General features: G+C 37.6%; 29 protein-coding genes and 1 pseudogene. 6 read left to right on the forward strand and 24 right to left on the reverse strand.

The genetic code is table 11. The annotated features are described in order from the left end of the window. Positions 1-24 precede the first annotated feature (24 nt). From NST66_RS15280 to NST66_RS15290, 3 genes are all read left to right on the forward strand, one after another. Complete coding sequence (locus tag NST66_RS15280; RefSeq protein WP_034267848.1) at positions 25-639, forward strand: NAD(P)-dependent oxidoreductase; 615 nt, start codon at positions 25-27, stop codon at positions 637-639. A gap of 22 nt (positions 640-661) precedes the next feature. Beyond that, positions 662-910, forward strand: a complete 249-nt coding sequence (locus NST66_RS15285) for a hypothetical protein (RefSeq protein ID WP_033580533.1) — start codon at positions 662-664, stop codon at positions 908-910. A 239-nt stretch (positions 911-1149) separates the two neighbouring features. Continuing rightward, positions 1150-2226 (forward strand): PrsW family intramembrane metalloprotease, encoded by a 1077-nt coding sequence (locus tag NST66_RS15290; protein WP_340843451.1) that lies wholly within the window; start codon positions 1150-1152, stop codon positions 2224-2226. Between the two features lie 479 nt (positions 2227-2705). Here NST66_RS15290 and NST66_RS15295 read toward each other — a convergent pair. The 8 genes and pseudogenes from NST66_RS15295 to NST66_RS15330 form a co-directional block, all read right to left on the reverse strand. Beyond that, a protein-coding gene (locus NST66_RS15295) for an IS3 family transposase (RefSeq protein WP_310878861.1) occupies positions 2706-3856 on the reverse strand; the annotation gives its coding sequence in 2 pieces (ribosomal slippage) (positions 2706-3586 and positions 3586-3856; 1152 coding nt in all). A gap of 129 nt (positions 3857-3985) precedes the next feature. Beyond that, positions 3986-4126 (reverse strand): hypothetical protein, encoded by a 141-nt coding sequence (locus NST66_RS15300; protein ID WP_176343797.1) that lies wholly within the window; start codon positions 4124-4126, stop codon positions 3986-3988. 240 nt (positions 4127-4366) lie between these two features. Further along, a pseudogene (locus NST66_RS15305) lies at positions 4367-4639 on the reverse strand (manganese catalase family protein); the annotation flags it as partial. Between the two features lie 36 nt (positions 4640-4675). Then, entirely contained in the window at positions 4676-5632 is a 957-nt protein-coding gene (locus tag NST66_RS15310) for a siderophore ABC transporter substrate-binding protein (RefSeq protein ID WP_154992043.1), read from the reverse strand. 23 nt (positions 5633-5655) lie between these two features. Further along, positions 5656-6414, reverse strand: a complete 759-nt coding sequence (locus NST66_RS15315) for an iron ABC transporter ATP-binding protein (protein ID WP_028414465.1) — start codon at positions 6412-6414, stop codon at positions 5656-5658. After that, complete coding sequence (locus tag NST66_RS15320) at positions 6408-7355, reverse strand: iron chelate uptake ABC transporter family permease subunit (protein WP_340843452.1); 948 nt, start codon at positions 7353-7355, stop codon at positions 6408-6410. The genes NST66_RS15315 and NST66_RS15320 overlap by 7 nt, the downstream gene beginning before the upstream one ends. Continuing rightward, complete coding sequence (locus NST66_RS15325; protein ID WP_340843453.1) at positions 7348-8298, reverse strand: ABC transporter permease; 951 nt, start codon at positions 8296-8298, stop codon at positions 7348-7350. The genes NST66_RS15320 and NST66_RS15325 overlap by 8 nt, the downstream gene beginning before the upstream one ends. A 258-nt stretch (positions 8299-8556) precedes the next feature. Further along, on the reverse strand, positions 8557-9363 hold the full coding sequence (locus NST66_RS15330) for a cell wall hydrolase (RefSeq protein WP_013057892.1): 807 nt from the start codon (positions 9361-9363) through the stop codon (positions 8557-8559). A 362-nt stretch (positions 9364-9725) separates the two neighbouring features. Here NST66_RS15330 and NST66_RS15335 point away from each other — a divergent pair, with 362 nt between their 5' ends. After that, positions 9726-9980, forward strand: a complete 255-nt coding sequence (locus tag NST66_RS15335; RefSeq protein WP_013057893.1) for a hypothetical protein — start codon at positions 9726-9728, stop codon at positions 9978-9980. Positions 9981-10061: 81 nt separating this feature from the next. Here the strand turns inward: NST66_RS15335 and NST66_RS15340 are convergent, their stop codons facing one another. From NST66_RS15340 to NST66_RS15400, 13 genes are all read right to left on the reverse strand, one after another. Beyond that, complete coding sequence (locus NST66_RS15340) at positions 10062-10226, reverse strand: hypothetical protein (protein ID WP_162871488.1); 165 nt, start codon at positions 10224-10226, stop codon at positions 10062-10064. 332 nt (positions 10227-10558) lie between these two features. Next, positions 10559-10888: a bh protein gene (locus NST66_RS15345; protein WP_340843454.1), complete on the reverse strand. Its 330-nt coding sequence runs from the start codon at positions 10886-10888 to the stop codon at positions 10559-10561. A gap of 42 nt (positions 10889-10930) precedes the next feature. Continuing rightward, entirely contained in the window at positions 10931-11962 is a 1032-nt protein-coding gene (locus NST66_RS15350; RefSeq protein ID WP_340843455.1) for a zinc-binding dehydrogenase, read from the reverse strand. 5 nt (positions 11963-11967) lie between these two features. Then, a complete protein-coding gene (locus NST66_RS15355) occupies positions 11968-13014 on the reverse strand; it encodes a galactitol-1-phosphate 5-dehydrogenase (protein ID WP_114895972.1) in 1047 nt (348 codons plus the stop codon). 25 nt (positions 13015-13039) lie between these two features. Then, complete coding sequence (locus tag NST66_RS15360) at positions 13040-14311, reverse strand: PTS galactitol transporter subunit IIC (RefSeq protein ID WP_063247355.1); 1272 nt, start codon at positions 14309-14311, stop codon at positions 13040-13042. 55 nt (positions 14312-14366) lie between these two features. Then, on the reverse strand, positions 14367-14651 hold the full coding sequence (locus NST66_RS15365) for a PTS sugar transporter subunit IIB (RefSeq protein ID WP_013057899.1): 285 nt from the start codon (positions 14649-14651) through the stop codon (positions 14367-14369). Positions 14652-14693: 42 nt separating this feature from the next. Next, the gene (locus tag NST66_RS15370; protein ID WP_029322856.1) at positions 14694-14990 is read right to left on the reverse strand and encodes a PTS sugar transporter subunit IIB; all 297 of its coding nucleotides are present in this window, start codon (positions 14988-14990) and stop codon (positions 14694-14696) included. Position 14991: 1 nt separating this feature from the next. Beyond that, positions 14992-15477: a PTS sugar transporter subunit IIA gene (locus tag NST66_RS15375; protein ID WP_340843456.1), complete on the reverse strand. Its 486-nt coding sequence runs from the start codon at positions 15475-15477 to the stop codon at positions 14992-14994. A gap of 36 nt (positions 15478-15513) precedes the next feature. Next, on the reverse strand, positions 15514-17556 hold the full coding sequence (locus NST66_RS15380) for a BglG family transcription antiterminator (RefSeq protein ID WP_340843771.1): 2043 nt from the start codon (positions 17554-17556) through the stop codon (positions 15514-15516). Positions 17557-17795: 239 nt separating this feature from the next. Beyond that, positions 17796-18359, reverse strand: a complete 564-nt coding sequence (locus NST66_RS15385; protein WP_221777883.1) for an NAD(P)H-dependent oxidoreductase — start codon at positions 18357-18359, stop codon at positions 17796-17798. A gap of 292 nt (positions 18360-18651) precedes the next feature. Next, on the reverse strand, positions 18652-19212 hold the full coding sequence (gene lepB / locus NST66_RS15390; protein WP_340843457.1) for a signal peptidase I: 561 nt from the start codon (positions 19210-19212) through the stop codon (positions 18652-18654). 83 nt (positions 19213-19295) lie between these two features. Then, on the reverse strand, positions 19296-19658 hold the full coding sequence (locus tag NST66_RS15395; protein WP_224357833.1) for a nuclear transport factor 2 family protein: 363 nt from the start codon (positions 19656-19658) through the stop codon (positions 19296-19298). Between the two features lie 107 nt (positions 19659-19765). Beyond that, positions 19766-20311 (reverse strand): hypothetical protein, encoded by a 546-nt coding sequence (locus NST66_RS15400; RefSeq protein WP_071272947.1) that lies wholly within the window; start codon positions 20309-20311, stop codon positions 19766-19768. A gap of 281 nt (positions 20312-20592) precedes the next feature. Between NST66_RS15400 and NST66_RS15405 the strand changes: the two genes are divergently transcribed. Then, entirely contained in the window at positions 20593-21249 is a 657-nt protein-coding gene (locus NST66_RS15405; protein ID WP_114895978.1) for a DUF975 family protein, read from the forward strand. A gap of 114 nt (positions 21250-21363) precedes the next feature. Beyond that, entirely contained in the window at positions 21364-21777 is a 414-nt protein-coding gene (locus NST66_RS15410) for a DUF1259 domain-containing protein (protein ID WP_221777885.1), read from the forward strand. 185 nt (positions 21778-21962) lie between these two features. On the opposite strand, the gene NST66_RS15415 is transcribed toward NST66_RS15410, so the two are convergent. The 3 genes from NST66_RS15415 to NST66_RS15425 all read right to left on the reverse strand — a co-directional run bounded on the left by NST66_RS15415 (position 21963) and on the right by NST66_RS15425 (position 25364). Beyond that, the gene (locus NST66_RS15415; RefSeq protein WP_340843458.1) at positions 21963-23861 is read right to left on the reverse strand and encodes an endonuclease MutS2; all 1899 of its coding nucleotides are present in this window, start codon (positions 23859-23861) and stop codon (positions 21963-21965) included. Positions 23862-24312: 451 nt separating this feature from the next. Continuing rightward, complete coding sequence (locus NST66_RS15420) at positions 24313-24642, reverse strand: AzlD domain-containing protein (protein ID WP_340843459.1); 330 nt, start codon at positions 24640-24642, stop codon at positions 24313-24315. Further along, entirely contained in the window at positions 24639-25364 is a 726-nt protein-coding gene (locus NST66_RS15425; protein WP_114895981.1) for an AzlC family ABC transporter permease, read from the reverse strand. Before NST66_RS15425 ends, NST66_RS15420 begins: the two co-directional genes overlap by 4 nt. Between the last annotated feature and the right edge of the window lie 56 nt (positions 25365-25420).

A 25420-nucleotide genomic window follows, 5' to 3' on the forward strand; every position in this document is an offset into this window, starting at 1 on the left:
CATTGAAACGAAAGGGTTGATCGTATGAACATTTTTTTGATTGGCGCAAGCGGCAGGACCGGACAGGAAGTAATCAAGCAAGCGATTAAAAACGGACATTATGTAAAAGCTTTTGTGCGAAATCCATCTAAGCTTAAGGTAACGCATGCGAACGTACACATCATACAAGGCGACGTGCTTGATTATTATGAAGTGTGTCAGGCTATGCGAGGGTGTGATGCAGTCATTTCTTGTCTGGGAACCGAAAATCTAGGGCATTCTACCCTTTTAGTAGAAACGACAAATCTGCTGATTCAATGTATGAACGAAAACGGAATTCAGCGTATCGCCTACACGGCTTCAGCCGGAATCGACGGAGAAATTCCAGGCATGACGGGCTGGCTTGCTCAGCGTATTTTAAAAAATGTGCTTCGCGACCATCACGAAGCCGTGAAGCTCTTGAAGGTAAGCGGACTCGACTGGACCGTTGCTCGGCCAATGGGTCTAACGAGCGGTCCGTTAACCACGTATTATCGTATAGGAGAAGCTAGCATACCAGAAAACGGACGCAACATCAGCCGTTCTGATGTCGCTCATTTTCTCCTTCAAGCCGTAGAAAACAACAGGCACATAAAAAAATCACTAAGTCTTTCGTATTAAGTGTTCTAAAGGAGTGTTGATAGTGAACCTATCAAAAATTTTTCTAAAAATAAGTCTTGTACTTTTAATGGCATGCGTCTTTATTGAAGGTAATTTCCAAGTGGCGCTTGGCATCTTTGCTGCTGTTTGCATGCTTGTCATCATTTTTGCCAAGCCTCTTTCAAAATCGCTGCTTCCTGCTAATAAAAAAACAGGAAAAAAAGACCGCGAAACATTAATGATGGTCATTGGTGTCATCATTTTTATTTCAGGAAGCTTTTTTATTGCGTAGTAGCATTATAAACATCCACATTTTTAATCATATAAAGGGCTGTGCTGTAAGTCGAATATTCGCCTTATGACGCAGCCTTTTTTAGCTTTCATGAGGTCTCTTTCAGCAATAGCTTCTGTACCATTCCATTATTTAAGCAAATTACCTGCCAAACCCTCTTATGCTTTTTTTCATCAACTCACATAATATATGTAGAAGATATCGTAAGACAAGCGTCAAAAGAAAGAGGAGGAAGATAAATGAAATGCCCCCATTGCGCTTATTCTAATCCGGAAGGGGTAAAATTCTGCTTAAATTGCGACCATGAAATCGTGGACCACGATGAAAACTACAGCATATTCTACTTGTTTGCCCATCGTGTTGATAAAATTCCAAGAAATGAACGTTCGGTTGAACCTAAATTTCGAAATATATTCTCTCGAGTCTTCCGACAGCACAGTGAAATGGAAGCTGAACGGCTTTTTATTGTAGGAACAGGGCTTACGACTCCTAAAATAGAAGAAGTTGTAAATACATGGCCAAAGCCTTGGCTTTTTGCAAGGGTCTTTCTTATTGCGCTTGTTGCATACTTAGGACTATATCTAGGCGTAAGCTTATTCGAAAACATCAACTTTATACCCGGTCTTATTGTAGTCGGTGCTTTTGCAGTGCCATTTACTACGCTCATTTTCTTTTGGGAAATGAACGCTCCGCAGAATATTGCTATTTACAAAATTGTTTATGTCGTTTTTATTGGCGGAATCCTCTCACTTTTATTAGCACTTGTGTTTTATGATATTCTTGGAAATAACACAAACGTGATCGTGATTGGAATATGTGAGGAACTGGCTAAAGTTATCGCTGTTATTTATTTTGTACGCAATCTTAAATATAGATATATCCTTAACGGACTTCTCTTAGGAGCTGCAATAGGAGCTGGTTTTGCTGCTTTTGAAACCGCTGGCTATGCTTTGCGAGCACTTCTTTCCGGCAGCTTTCACATGTTCTATTCTACAATACTCTGGCGCAGTATTTTTGCTCCTGGAGGACATGTGGCTTGGGCTGCCTTGACTGGCGCTGCCATCTGCATCGTGCAAGGAGATAAGAAATTTCAGTGGAACATGTTGATAAAGCCCAAATTTCTCGGTGTATTTTTGCTTGTCGTTTTTATGCACGCTCTTTGGGACTCACCTATACTAGGTATTTTCCCAGCGGGACATACGATTTTAACGGTTATATTATGGATTTTGGTATTCAGTATGATTCGTATTGGGCTAAAAGAAATCGAGGATAAAAAGTTGGAGTTGACCCACTACAAAGAAAAGCCTACACCCTGATAGGAAATATTCAGCGTACGTTAAGCTGCTCGTTTTAACTTTTTATTACCTTTATGTTTCATTTTAAAAATTGTTGTTACAAATTGTAAAAAACAGTATTCAAATTACCTGGACATGGTATGATAACCTAAATAACATGAAAGGGTGACTTGGTGGATGAACCTAACTGAAATTAAGCACATGATAGCAAATTTAGTAAATTATAGAGATAGCGACATTACTCATACTTTTGCCAATAGGTTTACACTAAGTTATTCAAACCAATTAAACAGTTTTCAAATCTGCGACATTGAAAACGATATTATTCATCGTTATAAAGAACCAGAAACAACTGCGTTAGCTCTGTTTAATATGATTCATAATCTTCCCAAGATCATGTATAGACATACTAATTCGTTTGAACAAGTCTAAAGCAGGAAAAAAAGCTCATTTATTAACGGGACTGACCCCTGTTTTTGAGACAGGGATCAAAACACCTTTTAAACGACCAGTTGCCGATATTGTACCGGTGACTGGTTGTTTAGTTTTGTTTGAATACGGGCATTGTTATAATAAGTAATATAGTTTTTGACGGTTTGCTCTACGATGGTGGTCGTAGTATATGTCAACTCGTCAAGGTAGAACGTTTCAGACTTTAGCGAGGAATGAAACGATTCGATAGAGGCATTATCTGCGGGAGTCCCTTTGCGGGACATACTCATGGTAATGCCTCTTTCTTTGATTTTTTGTTGATAAGCATACGATGTGTACACGGAACCTTGATCGCTATGCAGCGTGCATCCTTCAGGCAAAGAAGGAAGTTGACTTAACGTATCTAAAACAAACGCTACGTTTTGACAATCACCAATGGAATACGCAATGATTTCTCCGTTAAATAAATCCTGAATACTTGAAAGATACAACTGTTTGGGTCCAAAAGGCAAGTAGGTAATATCCGTCACTAGTTTTTGAAGAGGACGATCAGCTCGAAATTCACGATTTAATACATTCTCTGCAACCTGATAAGGTTGCCCTGTTCGCTGACGTTTCTTCCGTTTTACGCGACATTGCCAACCATACTTCTGCATGGCACGCTGCACAAACTTATGATTAATCTTCATCGTTCGATTGAGTAATGCTGTAATCTTTCGATAGCCATATCGAAACTTGTGTTTATGACATTGTTCACCAACTTGTTGTTCCATCCATTTCTTTAATGTATCCCGTTTTGTATGTTGCTTCCAACGATAGTAAGTGGATCGAGGGATATTAAGATGTAAACAGATTTGATAAATAGGCACCTGACCTTTTAGCTCTTCCACTGTGTTTACTACAATTTCTGGTACCACTTCCTTTCCAATTCCTTGTACTTTTTTAAGATCTCAATCTGTTGCTTTAACTGCCGGTTCTCTGCCTCTAACTTAGACGTCTCGCTTTTAAATTCAGGACCTTTTCCATATGAATACTGCTTGCCTACAGGCTGTCCAAATCGATGCATTTCTCCATTTTTATACCATGTCATCCACGTTTTCAATTGGGTATGATTACGAATATTCAGCTGTGACAATACTTCTTTTACAGGTATACCAGCTAATCTCATTTCAATCGCTTTTAATTTTATTTCTACCGGATAACTGACTCTTGTCCCCATAGAAAAAACACCTCCAAGTTATTGTTAGGTACTACATACCCGTTTTTTAACTTAAAGGTGTTTTTTATTTGTCTCACTCTAGGGGGTCAGTCCCAACTAGCATGAGCTTTTTTCTAGTTTTTGTCTATTTCAGTTATTTATAACCTTCTTCAAAAGAAGAATATCCTTTTTAATTGCCCGTCTAATTTCTTCAGCTTTACAGCGTTTGTATTCTTGTACTAAGCGATAGAGCTCTCTTTTAAATAAAAATTCATCTTGTTGACTACTCATAGCAGCATGCCCCTTATTAACTTTCTATCGCAAGCGATTAAAGAAAGTATTCCCTTTTCTTCTTATAAAAAACAATTAAATGAACACACATTTCATCCGAAGTTTATAAAAACAGCCAGATGTTCTTGCCTTTAGAGGAATAGCAGCTCAAAAAACATAAAAAAACATTGACTACTAGCCCTCAGTCAATGTTTTTTAAATTACTTTAGTTCTAATTCACTAAAGCTAATTCACATATTTTTAAGCGTTCATGTCTCCTAAACCTGGAGCGTACTCATTTGGCATTTCAGATAAGTGAGGAACGGGAAAAGCTTCCGGTGGAGGCGTTACGCTCAAGTCTCCGCCATTTCTGCTTGGCGTCTGCCCTTGGAATATTTCTTCCATTCTGTGTGGATCTGACCTAAGATCAAATTGCGTGTTATGATAGCCCATCTCGACAAATTTTCTTCATTCAGGGTATTTATTAATATCATAATTTGGTACAGGGAAAAGCTTGCCCCAGTCCATGCATAAAAAAAGAGCTGGTTAAAACCAGCTCCTTTTTCTCTATTATTTCTCTATCCCTGCTTTGATTTCTTTAATCATGCCTGCCATTGACTCAAGGCCTCCTCCAGATAAATACCAAAGACCTGGATCAAGATACACAACGTGATTGTTTTTCACTGCATTGACTTCTTTTACATACTCATTTTCAACAATTTGTTTAGCAGATGATTTTTCACCAATTGCTGCGCCGCGGTCAACCACGAATAAGTAGTCCGGGTTTTGCTTAACTAAATATTCATATGCAATGCTTTGACCGTGCTTAGCCGATGGATCTAGGCTGTCGTCTGCTGCTTTGATACCAAATACATCATGAATTAATCCGTATTTAGACCCTGGACCAAATGCTGTCATTTTGCTGTCATTTGCCATCATTACAAGCGCTTTTTTATCTAGTTTGTCCGCTTGTTTTTTCAAATCTGCAATTTGCTTATCAATTGCTGCTAGCTCTTTTTTCGCTTGATCTTCTTTATCAAAAATTTGTCCTAGTACTTTTGTGTTTTCTTTAAATGACTTCATATAGTGCTGGTTGTCCGTATCGATATAGATCGTCGGCGCAATTTTTGAAAATTCATCAAATGAATCTGCTTGGCGGCCTTGAATAATAATTAAGTCTGGCTTTAGTTCTGCAATCTTTTCGAAATCAGGTTCTTTTAAGCCACCTACATTCGCATACTTATCATCTTGATACTTTGATAAATACTCAGGAATCGCTTGTTTTGGCAAGCCCGTTACTTCAACGCCTAGTTTATCTAGCGTATCAAGTGCACCCATGCTGAATACTACAACTTTTTTAGGATTTTTCTTAATTTTAATTCCGTCTTTATTGAACTGATCGGTTACCGTTACCGTTTCTTTTTGCTTACTTTCTCCACCTGTTGTTTCTTTTGCTCCTTGATTACCGCAAGCGGCCACAACAATCGCCGTTAAGACTGCTACAAACATTACTAACACTTTTTTCACTTTTGTCACCTCATGAATAAATTTTATGAAAAATAAACGCAAATACGCTGTCCGCCAACCGTTTCGATTGGAATATCCATATCGTATATATCCTTTAATACAGATGTTTGAATGATGGTTTCTGTTGGGCCTTCACGGATCACTTCACCGTTTTTAAGCGCCACGATGTAATCCGAATAGACAGACGCAAAATTAATATCGTGAATGACAATCACAATGGTTTTGCCTAAGTCTTCTACGAGACGTTTCAACAGCTTCATAATTTCAACAGAATGCTTCATATCTAAGTTATTGAGCGGTTCATCTAAGAAGATATACTCCGTGTCCTGTGCGATGACCATAGCGATAAAAGCTCGCTGACACTGTCCTCCGCTCAGTTCATCTAAGTATTTATCTTGAATACTTTCAAGCTTCATATAACTCAGCGCCTGATCAACCGCTTGTTCATCGCTTTTTGTTAACCGGCCTTTTGAATAAGGAAACCGGCCAAAATTTACGAGTTCACGTACGCTAAGTCTGATATTCAGCTGATTGGACTGTTTTAAAATGCTCATTTTTTTGGCTAAATCCGAGCTGTCAATATTCTCTATATTTTTTCCTTCTATTGATATTGATCCTGAGTCGGCTTTAATAAGACGGCTCATAATGGAAAGCAGCGTACTTTTCCCCGCTCCGTTTGGGCCGATAAATGACGTGATTTTCCCTTTTGGAATCACCACAGATGTTTTTTCTAAAACGGTTTTTTCTCCGTATTTTTTACTGACATTTGTTACTTCTACCATGATCTATTCTCCTTTAGCAGCAAATAAATAAAGTAAATTCCGCCGGCAAAGTCAATGATGACGCTCAGCGTGGTGCTGAAGGTGAACACTTTTTCAACAATAAATTCTCCTCCGACGAGGGCTATAACACTAAGCAGCAGTGATCCCATCATTAGATAGGTGTGCTTGTACGTTTTGAACAGTTCTCTCGCAAGGTTCACAACAAGCAGTCCAAGAAAGGTAATCGGCCCAACTAAAGCTGTGGCCACTGAGACAAAAATGGCGATCACAATCAGCATTTTTTTGACAAGCCTGTCATAATCAATACCTAAATTTACCGCATGTTCTCTTCCTAACGACAGAACATCAAAAATGGAGGTAAAACGCCATACGTAAATGCCAAGCAGGATAAATATGAAGGCTGCTATGTATAGCAAATCGGTATTAACATTGTTAAAGCTTGCAAATGATTTATCTTGTACAACTTGAAATTCATTCGGGTCAATCAGCATTTCCATAAATGAAGACATGCTTTTAAATAACGTGCCGAACACAATTCCAACCAGCAAAATAAAGAAAATATTCTTACCGGCTTTTTTGAACATCAGTATGTAAAGCAAGACCGAAAAAATAATCATCAGCGAAACGCAAAGAAGAAAATTAAGATTTTTGTTCATGATGAAAATATTCGTCGAGCCAAAGATATACACAATAAACGTTTGCAGAAATAAATACAGTGAATCCAGTCCTAGAATACTAGGAGTTAAGATTCGATTATTGGTAATCGTTTGAAAGATAACGGATGAAAACGCAATGGCTCCTCCGGTTAAAACAATCGCCGCAACTTTTTCAATTCTTCGCGGCAGCGTGTACTGCCAGTAGCCTAAATCGTAGCCGATAAACAGCGCCGCTGATAAAACGGCCAGCGCCGCCAGAATGATGATTTTATGTTTGTTATGCATAACGACCTCTCCTTATCAGCATAAAAAGAAAGATCGCACTTCCTATTACACCGACCATTAGCCCAATAGAGATTTCATAAGGGAAAATAATGACTCTGCCTAAAAGATCGCACGCAAGTACGAACACAGCTCCAAGCAGTGCTGTATGAGGCAGGCTTTTTCGCAAATGATCTCCACGGTAAATCGATACGATATTTGGGATGATTAACCCTAAAAAAGGCAGCATGCCAACGGTCAAAATCGTAATCGACGTAATAAGCGAAACAATGACTAATCCAATGTTTACGATTTGTTTGTATTTCACGCCTAAATTGATTGAAAAGCTTTCTCCCATACCAGCAACCGTGAACTTATCTGCGTAAAGATAAGCAATTATTAAGAGTGGTATACTCAGGTATAAAAGTTCATATCTCCCTTTGACTACTAGCGAAAAGTCTCCTTGCAGCCATGAAGAAAGGTTTTGAATCAAATCGTATTTGTAGGCAATGAAGGTAGCCAAGGAACTTACGATACTGCCGAGCATTAAACCGACTAGTGGAATATAAATCGTATCGTTAAATTTAATTCTGTCTAGTATTCTCATAAACAATAGATTGCCCGCGAGTGAGAAAATAAAAGCAATGCTCATTTTTAATAGAGGACTTGCTGAAGCAAATACTAGCAGAGAAATCAACACACCAAGTCTTGCCCAGTCCATCGTTCCTGCGGTTGTTGGAGATACAAACTTATTACGCGTAATTTGCTGCATAATTAATCCGCAAATACTAAGGCTCATTCCCGCCATAATAATACTCAAAAGCCTAGGAAAACGACTAAAAAACAGCGTTTGGCTTTCTTCTTTGGTTAAATGAAACAGATCCATCGCTGACAGATCTTGTACTCCTACAAAAAGAGACAAAACCGATAGTACAGCAAACACGAGAATTAACTGATAAAACTTCAACTTTCCTTACTCCTTTCTTTCCGCTATAAGTCTAGTTATCTCCTCCTTTATCACATGTAAATGATTATCATTATCAATTGACTTTCTTTATCATATCATTATTCTCTAAATAATCAATGGTTTTCTCAAAATTTAAGCAAAAAAATCCGAACTATTAATAGTTCGGATTTAACTTTAAGCAAAATACTTTTGTCGGAACCTTTTTGTATCAAAATTACATATATATGAAATATATGTTTATATTTGAAAGGAATCTACTTATTTTGCAAATACATGGTTTCCGATAACTGCCGTTACTTGCTGCGTTGCAACCCATTGGCTTTCAGCGATTTTCGGATTATAGAAAAACAGCGCATCGTTTTCATGCGGGTTTGATAATGCTTCGCTTACCGCTCGTTTTGATTCTTCTGATGCAGGCTGATTAATTGCTCCGTTCGCTACTGGTGAAAATTGATATACGCCGTTTCCTAGCTGCTGATAAATAACGTCGTGAATGTTATTTGGGAATTCCGGTGAAGCTACGCGGTTTAATACCACAATTGCTACCGCTACTTTTCCTTGGTACGGCTCACCTTTTGCTTCTGCTTCTACTAATCTTGCTAGTAAATCTTGATCTTGTGCAGAAACCGATGTAGACGGAGCAGTTTGTGCCGGCGCCGGTGCTTCTCCTTGAAGTTTTAATGTTTGTCCGATAGTAATGATATCACTTTGTAAACCGTTAACAGCTTTTAACTGATCCACAGTCATGCCGTTTTGTGTTGCAATATGATATAACGTTTCGCCTTGTGCTACTGTATGTACAGATGTTGCCGGACTAGCGGCAGGTTGTGCTTGTCCCTGGTCAGGAATCGTTAATGTTTCTCCAACGTAAATCATGTCGTTTTGGCGGTTATTAGCACCTTTCAGCTCATCTACCGTAACCCCATTTTGTTGGCCAAGCCCCCACAAGGTATCTCCTTTTACGACTTTGTGCGAAGCTGCTGCTGATGCTGTTCCTTGACTTGCTAGAAATGCTACAGACGCTGCAGAAGCAACTGCCCATTTTTTTACACGTTTTTTACTCACAAAAACTACCTCCTAAAATTTGAACCTGTTATTACCTTAGCACATAGATTCGCCTTTTCATTAAAAAAAACAGTAACATTTGTTCTAATTGGATTAAGTTTCTTACAGTGCCATTCATTATGTTACAACTTTTACATGACCCTTAAAGAATATGTAGAAATATGACGATTTCATTGCGAAACGAGCTTTTTATCTGTTTACTTACATTCCTCTTTCTGTAAAAAACTTGATTTAATTATGATTAATCGCAGAGATAAAAAGGAAAACAGCAGTCAAATAGAGAAATAGTGTAACTATTGAGGAATGATTCAGCGCTTCTTTGTCAATTTACGTTTGTTTATTAATAAAGGAGGTCCATTTGGATGTGTGCAAATAAAATGTATGTAACGTATAATACGGAAAAACCGGCTATTACGATTCAAGGAGCTTTTTATCATACGGGAGGAACGCAGGAGGAGTTTTTGCGGGAATTCAAGTACTGGCTTGAATCTCACGGCTGGTCATTTATGGGCGTAACAAATGAAACAACGATGACAACGGCGAACAAGGAGTTAAAAGAAACGATGGAACAGCATAAAATAGAAGGCAAAAAAGTTCAAAGACTAGAAGATTTATAACGATTGCCTCTATGCCCCTTCACACATGTCCAAACGCCAATACGTAAAAAAGCCTTTAGATGAGCTAAAGGCTTTTTTACGTTAACGAGAAAGTGCGACCACCTTCTGATTTTCGACTCTCTCTTCGGTAGGCTTTCTCATTTCTTTTTCCGTCCATACGCCAATGCGTTTTTGTCTTTTCCCAAGAGGCTGTTTTTCACATGCATAGCAAATTTCTGAAATATCATCAAAATGAGCTAACGACATCTTTATCCCTCCTTTTCTAAATATACACAGGCAAGTTAGTATGTTTCTTCCCTTATTTTCCAAAGCTAAACGGCCTCATCTTATATTTAAACAATTTATAAACAAATGGAATAAATATTTTCTACTTCATTATCATTTAGATTGTTTTATTTAGATATAGACGGGTAAACAAAAACCATCCCACCTCACACCCTGAAGTTTGAAACTGTCACGTAAAAAAGCTGCTTTCTATACATTGCATGTATAGAAAGCAGCTTTTTTATGTAGCTAGAAAAAACGCATTGATGCATCAGCTATAACAACAGGCAACCCGCCCTTTATTTTCTAGCAGTTTATTTTTTGTAGCGGTGAATAGTATGCATGGATTCATTAAAATCTTTCATTAGACGATAAGGCTTGCTCACTAACCTTATCGGAATTCCAGTTAAAAATCTATTTATATCTTTTTTATATTCTTTTGATACTCGGCTAGGTTTAGTAGAGACACGCTTGTAGACCTCTTTATAGAACTCTTTCAAAACATCAACTTTAAATACCATTGTACGCCTACATTCTTGACACTCTACGCGTACAATTTTGCCGTTAATATAGTAAACGTGGTGAGGAAGCTCTTCTTTGCAACTGTTACAATATAAACCGGCTTCCATTTGCGTATCTTTCACACTTCCTCCCTCCCTGATTTATATTATTTGTATAGTTCATTTCTATGACTGAACAAGTACTTTTATTTCATTACCTGATAGAACGGCTTCGAATCCTTGACGCCAATAATCAAGAGGTACAATTTTAGTGATCATTTTCTCTGTATTAATTTTCTTCTCTTCAAGAAGTTTCAAAGCAATATGCCAAGAACTTGGTTTCTGAGAACGCGTGCCGATATATGTAATTTCTCTTTGAATAATAGATTCTTGATCTAAAAGGTTTAATTTTTCGGAGAAAATCCCTACTTGTACAAACGTTCCTTTTTTCTTAACCAGAGGCAAGCCTTGGTTTAACGCCTGGACAGCACCTGAACACTCAAATAACTTGTCAACACCGTATCCGTTTGTATAGGTCAGCACTATTTCTTCTAAGCTTTCTTTTTGGATATCTACCGCTACGTCAACTCCTAAGGACTTAGCTAGCTCCAATCGCTTCTGATCTTTTGTAATACCTGCTAATATAACAAACGCGCCTTGCGCTTTTACAACTTGTGCTTGCAGTAAACCAATGGGTCCTGGACCAAAAATTAATACTTTGTCTTCTTTTTTAACAACTGTCTTTTCTAAAGCTGCATGGACGCAGCAAGCTAGAGGCTCAGTTAAAGCAGCTGCTTTTAAGTCGACTGTATCCGGCAGCACATGGACACTTTCTTCACGTGAAATAACATATTCAGCAAAGCTGCCGTTTATTTGTGTACCTATTCCTTTTCGATGAGCGCACAGATTATAGTCTTTTTCTAAGCAGTACTCACACTCTCCGCACGTCACAAATGTTGTTTCACTCGTTACTTTATCGCCAACTTTTACTTTTGTTACATCTTCTCCTACCTCAACGACTATACCGGAAAACTCATGCCCGAGCACAACCGGCGTCTGGGAATTTTTATATTGACCTGTAAACGTATGGATATCCGTACCGCATATTCCGGTATACGCTACTTTAATCTTCACTTGGTTTTTCTGAACTTCTGATTCAGGGATTGTTTTTAACAGCATATTGTCGTAGCCTGGCTCTACCTTCATGACTGCCTTCATTTTTTTCACTCCTTATTTGGAATTATTAATACTTTTCCATAAGCTTCTTCTCGATTAATAATCATATTAAATGCTTTTTGCGTGTCTTCTAACTTGAAGCGATGAGAAATTAACTCTTTTAATCTAATCTTTCCATTTAAAACAAAGTCAACGCTTGTTTTCCACTCTTTCCCAGGAAACGGTGCAGAATAAGAGTTCCAAAAACCTTGCAACGTAAGCTCTTTTCTAAAAATACTCTCAAATGCTGCTTCAGATAAACACACATCTGAATAAGCAATACCTAAATATCCAACTTTCCCTTTTTTACGAGTAACGAGCAGGCACTGCTCTTGAGTGACAGGGGAACCTGCGCATTCGAGTGCAAGATCTACCCCTCTCCCTTTTGTGTATTCATTAATTTTTTCAAAGACATTTTCATAACGGGCATGAATCACTTTTTCGCAACCCATGGCCCTTGCTTCTGCAAGCTTTTCACTAGAAATATCGATGGCAATGATTTCTTTTACACCTGCAATTTTCAGCCATTGAATCGCCAGCATACCAATGACTCCTGCTCCAAAGACCGCTGCGGTGTCTCCTATTTGCGGATGAATATTAAGTACTCCATGAAGCGCTACTGCTAAAGGTTCTATCATCGCTGCTTCTTCAAAGTCCATCTCTCCTACTTGTATAACATTAGAAGCTGGAATATTGACATACTGAGCAAATCCACCAAATGCTTGAGCACCAATCATTCCGTAGTTTTCGCATAACGAATACTGTCCTTTTTGGCAATATTCACATGCGTTGCACGGTTTAAACGGAATAGCAGCTACTCTGTCCCCAACGTTCAAATCTGTTACTTTTGCCCCTTTTTCAACGATATATCCAGCAAATTCATGACCCATAATGGCAGGCAGCGGATACTTCCATCTGCTTGTCATTTTGTGTGTATCCGATCCGCATATTCCTGCTGCCATTACTTTTATTTTGACTTCATTCGCTCGGCAGGAATCAATGCCAATATCTTGATAAATAATTTCATTTTTTTCATGCAGCACGGCCGCTTTCATTGCCTTACCTCCTATTTTGCCTATTTTAAAAAATAGAAGCCCACAGCTGAGAAAACTTAAGAATAAGCCAGTTAAATAAGTTTCCTCCCATGTCTAAACTTGAAATTCGTGTTGCACCTTCTGGCATCGAAAACTGAGCTCCTGATAACATTTGCGTATGCACATCTGCAAAATTTGTTGCCATGTAAAGTGATAGCGCTACCATAACGGTGCCCGAAATAAGAGAGTGTATAATATTTCCTCTTAATGAGCCCACAACAAAAGCTACATAGAAAGGAATGGTAGCCAAATCCCCAAACGGCAATACTTTATTCCCAGGCAGAATGACAGCTAAAAGTAATGTAATGGGGACAAGTAATAGTGCTGTAGCCATAACGGATGGATGTCCTACTGCAAGAGCGGCGTCTAATCCAATATATATTTCACGATCACCATATCGTTTTTGAAGAAAAGAACGAGCTGCTTCAGAAATTGGAATAAGTCCTTCCATTAAGATTTTAACCATTCTAGGCATCAAAAGCATAACCGCTCCCATTGAAATACCTACCTGAAAAACTTTACCGAGGTCATAGCCTGCTAATATACCGATTACACATCCTAAGATTAACCCCATCATCATTGGTTCACCGAAAATACCAAAACGTTTTTGAATAGATTCGGGATCTGCATTCAACCTTTTAATCCCTGGAATCCTTGATACACCCATACCTACCAAAATACCAATTGGTCCAAACGCAGCTGTAGAGCCCGTAGGAAGAGAAATTCCTTCTAACCCGTAAAATTTTTGAACCATTGGCGCCGTCTTATCTGCTACAAATAAAACAGCAATTTCATACAGAACGGTACACAATATTGCAAACCACCAGCTTCCTGTGACGACGTATCCTGTTGCACCAGCAGCGATAAAGTGCCAGTAGTTCCAAATATCAATATCAAGCGTCTTAGTCAGTTTTAATAAAAGCAAAATAATATTTACAAACAAGCAAACAGGAATTAGTATAGCTGCAACGGGAGATGCCCAAGATATTGCAGCGGCAGAAGGCCATCCTGTATCAATAACAGTTAGGTTTAGACCAAATCGTTCAACCATTGCTTGTGCTGCTGGTCCTAAGTTTTTTACAAGTAAATCAATAACTAAGTTGATCCCGACAAAACCGATTCCTATTGTAATTCCGGATTTAAACGCTTTTTTTGCACCTGTTTTAAATAACAGGCCCAAGATAAAAATGGCAATTGGTAAAATAACTGTAGGTCCTAGATTTAATACTGCCTGCACACCTGATAGAAGTTTATCCATATCCATCCCTCATTTTTCTTTTGTCATTTTCTAAAATGGAGGCAACACGTGATACCTATGCTTGTAAATGCGTCAGAATTTTTTGATCCAGTGCTTCCATGCCAATTCCCGTGATATAGGAGGTTGCGCTTAATGCTGGAATGCTGTACGTTGTAGGTAAAATCGTTGTCGATACAATTAAATCCGCTCCTTCTTGGCGAGAAGCTACTTCGGCAATTTTGCACTGCACAACTTCCGCGTTAATGCCGTTGTCTTTTAATAGATTTTCTACTCGTTCACACACTACTGTTGATGTTGCAATTCCCGCTCCGCACGCTACTAATACCGTATATTTTTTCATTTTGTTCAGCTCCTAATTTATTATTTTAAATTTTATGATTTATCAATTAGCAAAGGTTTTATTTAAGGCATCTATTATTTTTTGATCCAGTGCTTCCATGCCAATCCCTGTAATATAGGAGGTTGCGCTTAATGCCGGGATGCTGTACGTTGTAGGTAAAATCGTTGTCGATACAATTAAATCCGCTCCTTCTTGGCGAGAAGCTACTTCGGCAATTTTACACTGCACAACTTCCGCGTTAATGCCGTTGTCTTTTAATAGATTTTCTACTCGTTCACACACCACTGTTGATGTTGCAATTCCCGCTCCACACGCTACTAATACCGTATATTTTTTCATTTTACTTATCCCCTTTTGTACTAATTTTTTCAACTCTGTTAAAAATAGCTTGAACATCTCTTTGATTTTGAGCATGTAATAATTGGTCTATTTTTTGCTGATCTTGAATGGTTTGCATCAGCTCCTGAAGTACTGTTAACTGGGTGTGAGGTTGGTTTAAACCTAAAAGAAGCACAATGCGCACATCTACTTTTTTTGTATTATCATCCATTAAATAAAACGATACAGGTTTTTGTAAGGTAACCACACTAATAAATTGTTCAAAAACGTGCTCTGGATCTGTATGAGGGATTGCTACACTGTAATCGCCTATTTGGAGGCCTGTAGGAAAAGATGCTTCTCTTTCTTTAATTTTTGTCAAAAAGTTTTCACTGACATATCCTTTGCCAAATGCCTCTTTGTACACCATTTCAAAGATATTCGCTTGATCTTTACAAACGCTATTTAACTTCATTAATTCTTCTTTTAAAAAAGGCTGTAATGTCACGATTGTATCCTCCTTGCTATGCATTCTGTACTATGATTAGATAGAGTGCGTTTTAATTATTTCATAGAGTTTATATTTTTCATTTAGGCGTTTCATCTCATTTATTACCCCGTTCATTTCCGCTAACTTCATCAGCTGCAGCATAGCGTTTAAATGTTTCTTTTTATCAATAGCTGCGATAACAACAATAAAATGAACTTTTTGCTCTCCGCACAATAAGCCTTCTTTTAACTTAAGTAAGCTCATGCCTACTGCTTGAACACCATCCTCAGGGCTTGCATGAGGTATGGCAACATTAAGTCTTAGTACAATATGTGGAGACATAGACGGATATTGTTCCTGCATTTTATCAATATAAGCTTCAGTAATAACACCTTTATGTAAAAGCGGGGCAGCGGCTATTGAAATAGCCTCCTTCCAGCTTTCCACTTGATCACGCAGCACAATTGTTTCGGGTGTAATTAAATCTGCTAAACTATATTCTTGATTTTCACTTGTTTCGTTTAATACTTGGAGAGAAAAATAATTCTGCAGTGCTTTTTGAAGTTGAGACTTCTGATCAACTTTTGCGTATTTTTCAATGACACTTATTAACTGTTCAATGTTTACCACGGATGTATTTAAACCGAATATGGTTTGAATGACTCGCTGCCGAAGCTGCAGCTTTTGAAAATCGGAAATAAATTGTTCTACAATAAATAAATGTTTAGAAGTCTGGACAGGAACAGGAGAAAATACCATATCAAATTCAGCTTTTGATTGATCAAATTCTCGAATCGAAAGAGCTTCGTAGAAATAAAACTCTGGAAATAAATCGCGCAGCGTGTGCTCCATCAAATGTGAAATGGATACCCCGTTAGGACAAACAACCACCGCTCTCTTTTTCAGCTGTATCGTTTCGCCACTGTTAATTAAATGTCCGCCAATAAAAACGGTAATGAACATTACTTCGCTTTCAGGAATAGGGCAGCCAATATAAGTTTCAAAAGGCTTTAATGAATCTTTTACAATGTAGTGAATGGCTTCAAACTCTTCACTAACTTTTTCAATTATTGAATAGTTAGTAGTTAGCTGATATTTAATGCGGTAGTAAGCTGGTTTCATATGCAGCACTAATTTTTGAAGCAGCTTCTCTTTTTCTTTAAAAGTAATACATGCTTTTTTCTCAAATAACGCAAGGCTTTTTTTTAATGAAGATTTTAATTCAAGAGTTTCTTCATCTCTTAAAAATTGGGAGGATAGAACGTTAGAAGTAAGCAATTGTAATGTAATAAATAAACGTTCTTCCTTTGGGATACAAGCAGCATCTTCAATTAAAATTTCGGCAGCCTCAAACTCTTTTGTATCCGACAGTTCTTCATAGTCGATATGATAAGAATCTTTAATTAAGTTTCCTTTTTTAATTCGTTTTAACAAAATAGCTATTGTATATGGAAGAAGTTTTATTTTTTGATCGATAAATTGAAGTGCTAAACGCTTTTCTACTTTTTCCATTTGCTCTTTTAATCTCTTAATTTCTTCTCTTGAAATTCCTGTATATGCCTGAATATACGTCTCGCCTTGATACATGTCATATACGGTCCGGAGTACTTCAATAAGCAGCTTCCTTTTATTCCACTCACTTCCTACTATGTCGTATCCGTGCATTCGCGAATAAATAATTTCAAGATGATAACCATTTACAATTCTCTGTGTATATTTCATATCTCTTAATACCGTATTCTTACTCACTGATAGCGAGCTGGAGAAATGAAGTAAAGATAATTCTTCTTCGCTGCTTAATAGCATTAGCAAAACCAATTGAGCTCTTTCTTTTTCAGACGGAATATAACTTCCAGCAGAGTGTTCGACTTTTTCAGCAAACAGTTCCATTAGAAGAGGATCAATAATAAATTTCCCCCCGTTCGTTCGCTGAATTTTTGGGTAGTTATTACTCTTTAACCAGTCATTAATTTTTGTAAAGCTGTAGCTAATCTGCCTCCGTGAAAGATGATATTTTCTCTCTAATTCCGAATTAGAAATACCTGGATTACTAACCACTCGTTTTAAAATTAAATTGCTCCTTTCATCTAGATGCATCAATTGCTCCCCCCTTGCTTAAATTTATTCTATCACTGATCTCCACCAAAATGTTTACGCTTTCATTACCACTTCTGGTCGAATTGTTGTGCAACTTGATGGTTAACTCTTCCTTACCATTGTAGACATTTCTCTAGTACTCAGAAAGAAAAAGAAAAACTGTTTTTGACTACGATTTTTGTGTCAAAGGGAATAAAAAAACCCGACTGTTTAGTCAGGTTTTTTGTAGATATCGATTTTTATTGGCGCTCTCCTATTCCAAATACTTCTGCTACATGATTTTCTAATTTATGCTTGTAGTGATCAACGTTTGGATGTTTAACTACATCGTGAATAGAGTATGTTGGAAGTGGACTCATACCGACGTACTGATTCATTTTATGCAAATGCATAATGGCTTCGTCTAAACTTTTTCCTTCATAGAAAGCTTCTTCATTATTAAAAATAGCTTCTGGCGCATTCCATGTAAGAGAAAACATGTATTTTTTCCCCGTTAATAAGCCGCCTCGCCCGTATTGATTTGAGCCTTTAAAGAAAATATTATCCATATACACGCGATCAATATATTGCTTAAACTTTCCGGGAATGCTGAACCAGTAAATAGGCGTCTGCATAATCACAACATCAGCCCATAGCCACTTTTCAATTTCTTCTTCTACTTCGTAGCCTTGATCAACCACCGTTGTTTTAATGTCAAATTGATCAGTGAGTAAATGCTGCATTTCGTTAAAAATCGTCTGATTTAACTCTCCTTTTGACTTTTTATAATACTCGTGTCCATTAATGATTAATACGTTTTTCATGCTGACCTGCTCCTTTCCAAAATCCTTACTTCTTTATCTTCATATATCTGTATACCCATAAAAACTGCTTATCTATCAGTATCTACTCTTACTTTGAAGTAACATAGGTACCTAGAAGTCCCTTGTTAAACACCCTTGTGATTTCCTAAACAAAGAAAAAAACAAGGCCTAATTCCCTAATTTTTCAGCGGATGTTCAACTTGCATAAAGCAAATCTTTTTTTAAAATCAGTTCTTTTCACCCAACAAAAAAAAGACTGACGGATTAAATTTCGTCAGTCTTTCTATCTTTTTTATTTCGGTTCGCCTACTTCATTTAACGGATAGTAGCGAAACTGCACTTTTCCGATAACTGATTTTTGTGGAATAAAGCCAAATGCTCGTCCATCATGACTTACAGGACGGTTGTCACCCATTACAAACAGTGAATTTTTTGGTACCTTCACTTTGCCATCAGTTGCAGGCAGCGTTTGAAGCGTAAAATCTTCCGTGAATTTTTCATTAGGTGCAAGAGGTTTTTTAGATTCATTTAAATACGGCTCTTTATAAGGTTTTCCATTAATATACAGAACGTCGTTTTTCATTTCTACCGTATCTCCTGGCAGTCCAATTACACGTTTAATATAATTTTCATCTGCATCCGGCGCATGAAATACAATCATATCAAAGCGATCAACATCACTGATTTTATTTAAAATAACGCGGTTTGAATCTTCAAACGTTGGATACATCGATTCACCGTGAACCGTAGTTGGCGCAAATAAAAAATGACGAACTCCCACTACAATAACCAATGCAATAACAATGGACTTAATCCATGAAAACACTTCTTTTTTTACGTTATTTTTGCTCATCTCAAAACATCCCTTACGTCAAAATATACTTTCATCATAGCATCAAATAAAGGGAAAGTATAATAATAACCGAATAATCATATTTATTGATCACCATTTGTCACTGTACCTTGATGGAAAAACAAGCGCCACTTTTCTTCTCTTTTTCGCCAAATAGAACTGCGAAGCGTCTTTTTTTCTGCCGTATGGTTCATAAGATGATAGGTAGTTAATACGCAGTCAGGAGACAATACGTCTATATGAAAATGAGAGATTTCAAATACATCTGGCGAAAGTACATGATTGGTATTGTAATCTTTTCGTTTCCATACCGTGCCCGAGCTGCCAAACTCCACGTAATCATCCGCCAAAATATTTGAAAGCTCTTTAGCAGAGGTTCGTACTTCTGATTTTAAGTGCATGCATTCTAAGTCATAAAATTTTTGGGTGATATTCTCTATTTCCACTTTCACAGTCTCCTCTCATTCTTTCTTACATTCATTATAAAGAAATACTGCCGTTTTCACTTAAACAAATAATACTCCTATCTCAAATAGACAGGAGTATTATTTGTTTAGCTAACGCTATAGCCTTTCTTCTTACCTGCAATCCAATCGCTAATCATTTTCACGACAATTCCCATGACGAATACTGTAAGAAATGAATAAAACATCGACCAGTTCAGTAATTGGTACAAATACAGCGATTTGAATATCGGAATACCTATAAAAGCAATAACGGCAGAGGTAACGATATGTGCGATAAAGAAAAATTTCCATTTGCTAAAAAATTGGTAGACGAGTGCGATACTTACCGGAATAATAGCAAAGTCAACCGTATTAAAGCGATCTGTAAACGGAAGCATCTGGTGAGGGTAGCACCACAGGTTAAAAAATTTCCCGAATTCATCTACCAAACCTACCAAATCAAAGCTGATAAAAAAAACGAGAAGCATAAAAAAGAGGCGCTGCCTATCAATAAAAAAGTAAAAAAGCAGAAGAAAAAGAGCGTTTATCACTACTATGAGCCACCATTGAAAACTAAAGAGATCTTGATGAACCCAATAAGAAAATTCCTTTTCATTTAAGACTTGTTGCATCATTTTGATCATTTCAAACATAGAAATCCCTCCTATCTTAGAAAGTCTTTCCATGAGGGTTTCACTTCATACTAAAATAAAGCATTGCACACAGTGCTTTTGCACCTCCTCCTTCTTCAAAAGCAGATTGTACCTATTTAGCGATTTCTATCTGTCTAGTAAAAATTTTTGTAAGAGCGCTCTTTTCATCTCAGAACCTATTGACTATTATTTTCATTTCATACAAAATTAACAATTGTGCATGGTTTACATGTTAATACGAGCAAAAAGATACTGTTTTGCAACATTAAAGGAGGAACAACATGAACATCGGTACGATTAAAAGAGAAGCTAAAGCTTCTTTAAAGAATCGCTGGGGACTTGCGATTCTACTGACGGTGGTGACGTATGGAGTATATACGCTTCTGCCTATTCCATTTGAAATTGTGGCAAGCGGCGGCTATGAAAATTGGATGAAAGATGAATCTGACTCGTCCTCATGGATTTCAACTGCCTTTGCTATCGTCTTTTCACCTCTTCTTATGGCGAACTACTGGGCATTTTTAGGGTTAGCACGAGGTGAATCTGTGCAATTGGGTCACTTGTTTAAAACATTCCAAGACTTCGGTCTTTATGTAAAGTCATTAGGAATTTATGTACTTATGACTCTTTATGTGATGCTGTGGTCACTGCTTTTACTGATTCCTGGAATTATTAAAGCACTGGCATATTCACAAACGTACTATATTTGTAAAGACAACCCTGCTTACTCGATGAATCAAGCGATTACAGAAAGCCGCAGGTTGATGAATGGTTATAAAGGACAGTACTTCCTGCTCCTGCTAAGCTTTCTTGGCTGGTTTTTATTAAGTATTATTACACTAGGAATCGGCTTTTTATGGTCTATTCCATACCTTTCTGCTTCACTTGCTCGTTTTTATGAAAATTTGTTAAACGAACGCTCATCGCATGCTGAATAATAAAAAAATCCTCTTCATCGTGAAGGGGATTTTTTTATAAGAGCACGTTTTGCATAAGTGAAGCTCTTATGTCATAAAGCTTACTAAGAGTATAGAAGAAAGGCAGGAGCTTATATGTATACTACAAGTGAAATTTGTCAGCAGTTCGGCCAGATTTTAAACGCTAAAAGCAAAGTTAGTCCAACAGGATGCTCAGTGTCGCTTAAAAGAAGTTTTCAAGCTCATGTTCAAGGACGGAAAAGCAGCTCTGTCGTTCCTGTTGCTGTATCATTTGAGGCGATAGACACACAGGGAAACGCGTTGAACTTGGCTGAGATTGCTATTTTACAAGAAGAAATCCCTCGTTTTACAGAAGCTGCTGCGCGGCAAGGTCTTATCGTAAGCGCTTTGCATAACCATTGGCTTTTTACAGAACCCGTCCTTATGTATCTTCATATTCAATCTGTAGAGCCTCCTTTACATTTTGCGAAAAAAATGGCTTTTTGTTTTACAACGCTCAAGAGCCTTCCCGTTCCGACAAACGAATAATTTATTAAACGCATCTCTCAGGTACATTAGAGAGGTGAGAGATGTTTTTTATACCTATAGATTACTAATATAGCTAAAGGAAACCTCCTTACCTTTTAAGTCATTAACAAAAGGGCGCTATGTAGTTTTGAGAAGCCGCATAAAAACAAAACCCAGCACTTTCTTATAAGTGCTGGGTTTCTGCTTTATCTATTTTCGCGTATATCTTTTTCAATTTTCCGCAATGCTTTTTTTGAGCCTCGCTGCAGATCATGCTGCTCTTTTCGGTCTTTATAGCTAATAAATAACGAATCGAGATCATAGCCTTCGGGATATAATTCAGCAGCTTTGATTTCAAGAGCTATTCGCTTAACGTTTACTTCAATTAACTCATTCTGATAGAGTACGACTATATTGTTTGTGTTGTCTTTAGACTTATACACAATCGCATGATTTTCATAATCTAACAGTTTGACTCGATCTCCTATTTGGTATTCAACACGGTCTTTTTTCTTTTCCTTCAAAATAGTTGGTTTTTTTATTTTATTTTCTCTGACGACTTCTGTATCATACGATTTGCTTTCCATATAGAACTTTGCTTTTTGTAAAATCTCTTCTTCTACCTTCATCTTCTTTGAAATCCAAAGCGCATTGCTTTCTCCAGATGTGCCAATTAACAGCTGATACAGCGGTTCTAATGTTTTACTGTTGAACTGCATCGCGGCATTCATAAAGTCAGGATGAATTTCTGAGAAACGCTTAATTTCTCCGTAATGCGTAGTCGCGACCGTTATGCAGCCCATATGATAAAACTTTTCTAAGATCGCAATCGCAAGTGCAGCTCCTTCATTCGGTTCGGTGCCGCTGCCAATTTCATCGAATAGGAGCAGCGTATTGTTCGTTGCTTTTTGCAAAATAGCCGATATATTTTTCATGTGTGAGGAAAAGGTACTCAGCGCATTTTCAATACTTTGGTTGTCGCCGATATCGACAAAAATATGTTCAAACAATGCAATTTCTGTTCCTTCATCAGCTGTAATATGAAATCCTAACATTGTAGCGAGTGTCAGTAGCCCAATCGTTTTTAAGACAACGGTTTTTCCTCCTGCGTTAGGTCCCGTAATAATTAAGCTTCGATAATTCTCGCCAATTTCGAAGTGAAGCGGAACAATTTTACCAGTTAACAGCGGGTGATATGCGCCTTTTAAATGAATATATCCATAATCATTAATTTTAGGTTCGATTCCATCTGCCTGTTTACTGTGTTTTGCTTTGGCAAACACCATGTCGTATTGGCTAATTAGCTCTAAATTAATATGAATATCAGCTAGCTTCTCTAACACTAAACCTGTTAAAGACGCTAAAATTTGATATTCTTCTACCTCTTCTTCTGCTTTCAAAATCGCTAGTTCCGCATTCAGCTTTGTAATAGATGCCGGCTCTATGAACACTGTTGACCCTTTAGAAGATGTTTCAACAATCGTTCCTCCAACATGATTTTTATAGGATGCCTTGATCGGAATCGTATAGCGGTCTCCTTTTTTACTGATGAAGAAGTCTTGAATATACTCTTTGTTTTTACCGTTTCGTAAAAATTTCGCAAGCTGCTCTGAAATTTTAGCTTCCGTTCCTTCTATATGTCTTCTGATACGCTTGAGCTCTTTGCTTGCCGCAGCGTCTACTTTTCCGGCTTTGATCGCAAAATTAATTTCCTCTTCTATACTTGTTAGTTCTTTCATCGAATGAGCATAGGAACTTAAGAGCGAAGCAAAAAATTCTTTATCCACCATATATTGTTTTACTTTTCTGCAGCCTTTTAAAAAATCGGATACTCGCATTAGCTCTTCGGGCTCTAAAATCATGCCTTTTTCAAGCTTTCCGATGACTCTTCCTATACCTGAGACACCTGATAGCGGAAGCGATTTCTCAGCATCTAGAAGTCTTCGTGCTTCCGTTGTTTCTTTAAGTCGGTTTTTTACTGTTTTAAGAGATGTGCTCGGCTGAAGTTTATCCATTAATTGTTTTCCCAGCTCACTTACGCAGTGAGATTTTACGATTTCTTTTAATTCCTGATACTGCAATTTTTCAAATGTCATCGTATTCATGGTTTTTCTCCTCACTATGATTTGTCATCACATATGAAGATACCTATTTATTAGAAGGCAATGAAAAAGGTAAACAAAAAAAGCTGTGGTGATCCCACAGCTTTTGCGTTCATAAGGTGTCTAAACACATATCACGAAAGAAAGCTCTGTAAAAACAGACGCCTCTTTCGCGACAAATGCCGAACCCTTTATAAAGCATTGTAGGTATCTTCATAGGCAGTGAAATAAATCCATAAGCAAATAAAGGGTACCTTCACTCTCCAAAAAATACCCGTCTTGCTTATTTAATTTATTTCATTCAATTGTTCCTATTTAGATACTACTCCGCTCATAAAAGCACCTCATCTATATTTTAGTTTTCATTGGCTTCTAATTTACACTCTTATCATACTATATGAAAAAGCGTGAGTAAAGGAGACAGTAAAAAAGCTCAAGAGCATAACTTGAGCTTTCATGACAAAAGAAAAAAACGAAGCAGCGCCATCATTCCAACTCCGCTAATAACGGTGATGGATAAGCTTTTGGTTTTCAGGGCAATCAGTAAGGTTGGAATGACTACGATAATGACGGGCCAGTTAATCTTTACGCTGTCATTTACTTGAATGATAAAGTTCTGTACAACAAGTGCGGTTAAAATACAAATAGGAATATAGGACAGCCATTTTAATACGGGTTTTGGCAGCGCGATGTTACGCACAACTAAAAACGGAACAATACGAGGAACTAAGGTAACAAGGGCACACCCTAAAATAACGATGAGTGTTGAATAGTGGATGCTCATTTATCCGTCACCACCCCAATTGTCGCTACAATAATCGTTGAAATTAATACAGCCACATGTGAAGGTACCAAAAAAGACAGCACAATCATAATAATCGCCATATAAAGAATTAAACGTAAGTAATGATTAAGCTTTGAAGGTAACACGCTTTCGATTTGTAAAACAAGCAGAGCTAAAAACATAGCCGTTAAGGCAAAATCAAACCCAAAGGCTTCCGGGTTAGATAGCATATGACCAAAAATAGCTCCTGTCGTACAGGCGATAATCCAGCTGACGTAAGCCGTTATATTTAATCCGTTCATCCAGCGGTCATTAATTGGCTCACCTTTTGCAATTTTACTTGAAGACACTCCAAATGATTCATCCGTCAGAAGTGCTCCAATTCCAACGTTTTTTAATAACGAATATTTTGTAAATTTAGGCGCGACCGTAGCACTCAAAAGAAAATGTCGTAAGTTAACGATGAATGTTGTGAGAATAATAGCTGAAATCGAACTGTTCGCAACCATGAGTGCACAAATAATAAACTGAGCAGCCCCGGCATACACGAGCGCTGATAATAAAGTAACTTCCATCACGGAAAGATGCGAGGACACTCCGACAATCCCGGCGGCAAGACCTATGCTTATGTAACCGAGTAGTGTAGGAACACAGTCCTTAGCCCCTTGTCTAAACGTTAAATCCACTTTTTCTCTCTGCTGTACTGCTTTTTCTGCGATCACCGTACTCCCTCCTTTTCTGCTATATTATACATCTATACGCTATATTAAACAACGGT

This window comes from Priestia sp. FSL W8-0524 (genome assembly GCF_038005965.1).
Lineage (GTDB): Bacteria > Bacillota > Bacilli > Bacillales > Bacillaceae_H > Priestia > Priestia zanthoxyli.

Coding starts and splice junctions, on each gene's coding strand:
- NST66_RS15340 (WP_162871488.1), bottom strand. CDS start 10,226: ATGTCGTTAGCTCATTTTGATGATATTTCAGAAATTTGCTATGCATGT.
- NST66_RS15400 (WP_071272947.1), bottom strand. CDS start 20,311: ATGTTTGAAATGATCAAAATGATGCAACAAGTCTTAAATGAAAAGGAA.
- NST66_RS15335 (WP_013057893.1), top strand. CDS start 9,726: ATGTGTGCAAATAAAATGTATGTAACGTATAATACGGAAAAACCGGCT.
- NST66_RS15315 (WP_028414465.1), bottom strand. CDS start 6,414: ATGGTAGAAGTAACAAATGTCAGTAAAAAATACGGAGAAAAAACCGTT.
- NST66_RS15380 (WP_340843771.1), bottom strand. CDS start 17,556: ATGCATCTAGATGAAAGGAGCAATTTAATTTTAAAACGAGTGGTTAGT.
- NST66_RS15415 (WP_340843458.1), bottom strand. CDS start 23,861: ATGAATACGATGACATTTGAAAAATTGCAGTATCAGGAATTAAAAGAA.
- NST66_RS15370 (WP_029322856.1), bottom strand. CDS start 14,990: ATGAAAAAATATACGGTATTAGTAGCGTGTGGAGCGGGAATTGCAACA.
- lepB (WP_340843457.1), bottom strand. CDS start 19,212: ATGAGCAAAAATAACGTAAAAAAAGAAGTGTTTTCATGGATTAAGTCC.
- NST66_RS15320 (WP_340843452.1), bottom strand. CDS start 7,355: ATGCATAACAAACATAAAATCATCATTCTGGCGGCGCTGGCCGTTTTA.
- NST66_RS15405 (WP_114895978.1), top strand. CDS start 20,593: ATGAACATCGGTACGATTAAAAGAGAAGCTAAAGCTTCTTTAAAGAAT.
- NST66_RS15420 (WP_340843459.1), bottom strand. CDS start 24,642: ATGAGCATCCACTATTCAACACTCATCGTTATTTTAGGGTGTGCCCTT.
- NST66_RS15290 (WP_340843451.1), top strand. CDS start 1,150: ATGAAATGCCCCCATTGCGCTTATTCTAATCCGGAAGGGGTAAAATTC.
- NST66_RS15350 (WP_340843455.1), bottom strand. CDS start 11,962: ATGAAGGCAGTCATGAAGGTAGAGCCAGGCTACGACAATATGCTGTTA.
- NST66_RS15365 (WP_013057899.1), bottom strand. CDS start 14,651: ATGAAAAAATATACGGTATTAGTAGCGTGCGGAGCGGGAATTGCAACA.
- NST66_RS15385 (WP_221777883.1), bottom strand. CDS start 18,359: ATGAAAAACGTATTAATCATTAATGGACACGAGTATTATAAAAAGTCA.
- NST66_RS15280 (WP_034267848.1), top strand. CDS start 25: ATGAACATTTTTTTGATTGGCGCAAGCGGCAGGACCGGACAGGAAGTA.
- NST66_RS15410 (WP_221777885.1), top strand. CDS start 21,364: ATGTATACTACAAGTGAAATTTGTCAGCAGTTCGGCCAGATTTTAAAC.
- NST66_RS15300 (WP_176343797.1), bottom strand. CDS start 4,126: ATGAGTAGTCAACAAGATGAATTTTTATTTAAAAGAGAGCTCTATCGC.
- NST66_RS15360 (WP_063247355.1), bottom strand. CDS start 14,311: ATGGATAAACTTCTATCAGGTGTGCAGGCAGTATTAAATCTAGGACCT.
- NST66_RS15355 (WP_114895972.1), bottom strand. CDS start 13,014: ATGAAAGCGGCCGTGCTGCATGAAAAAAATGAAATTATTTATCAAGAT.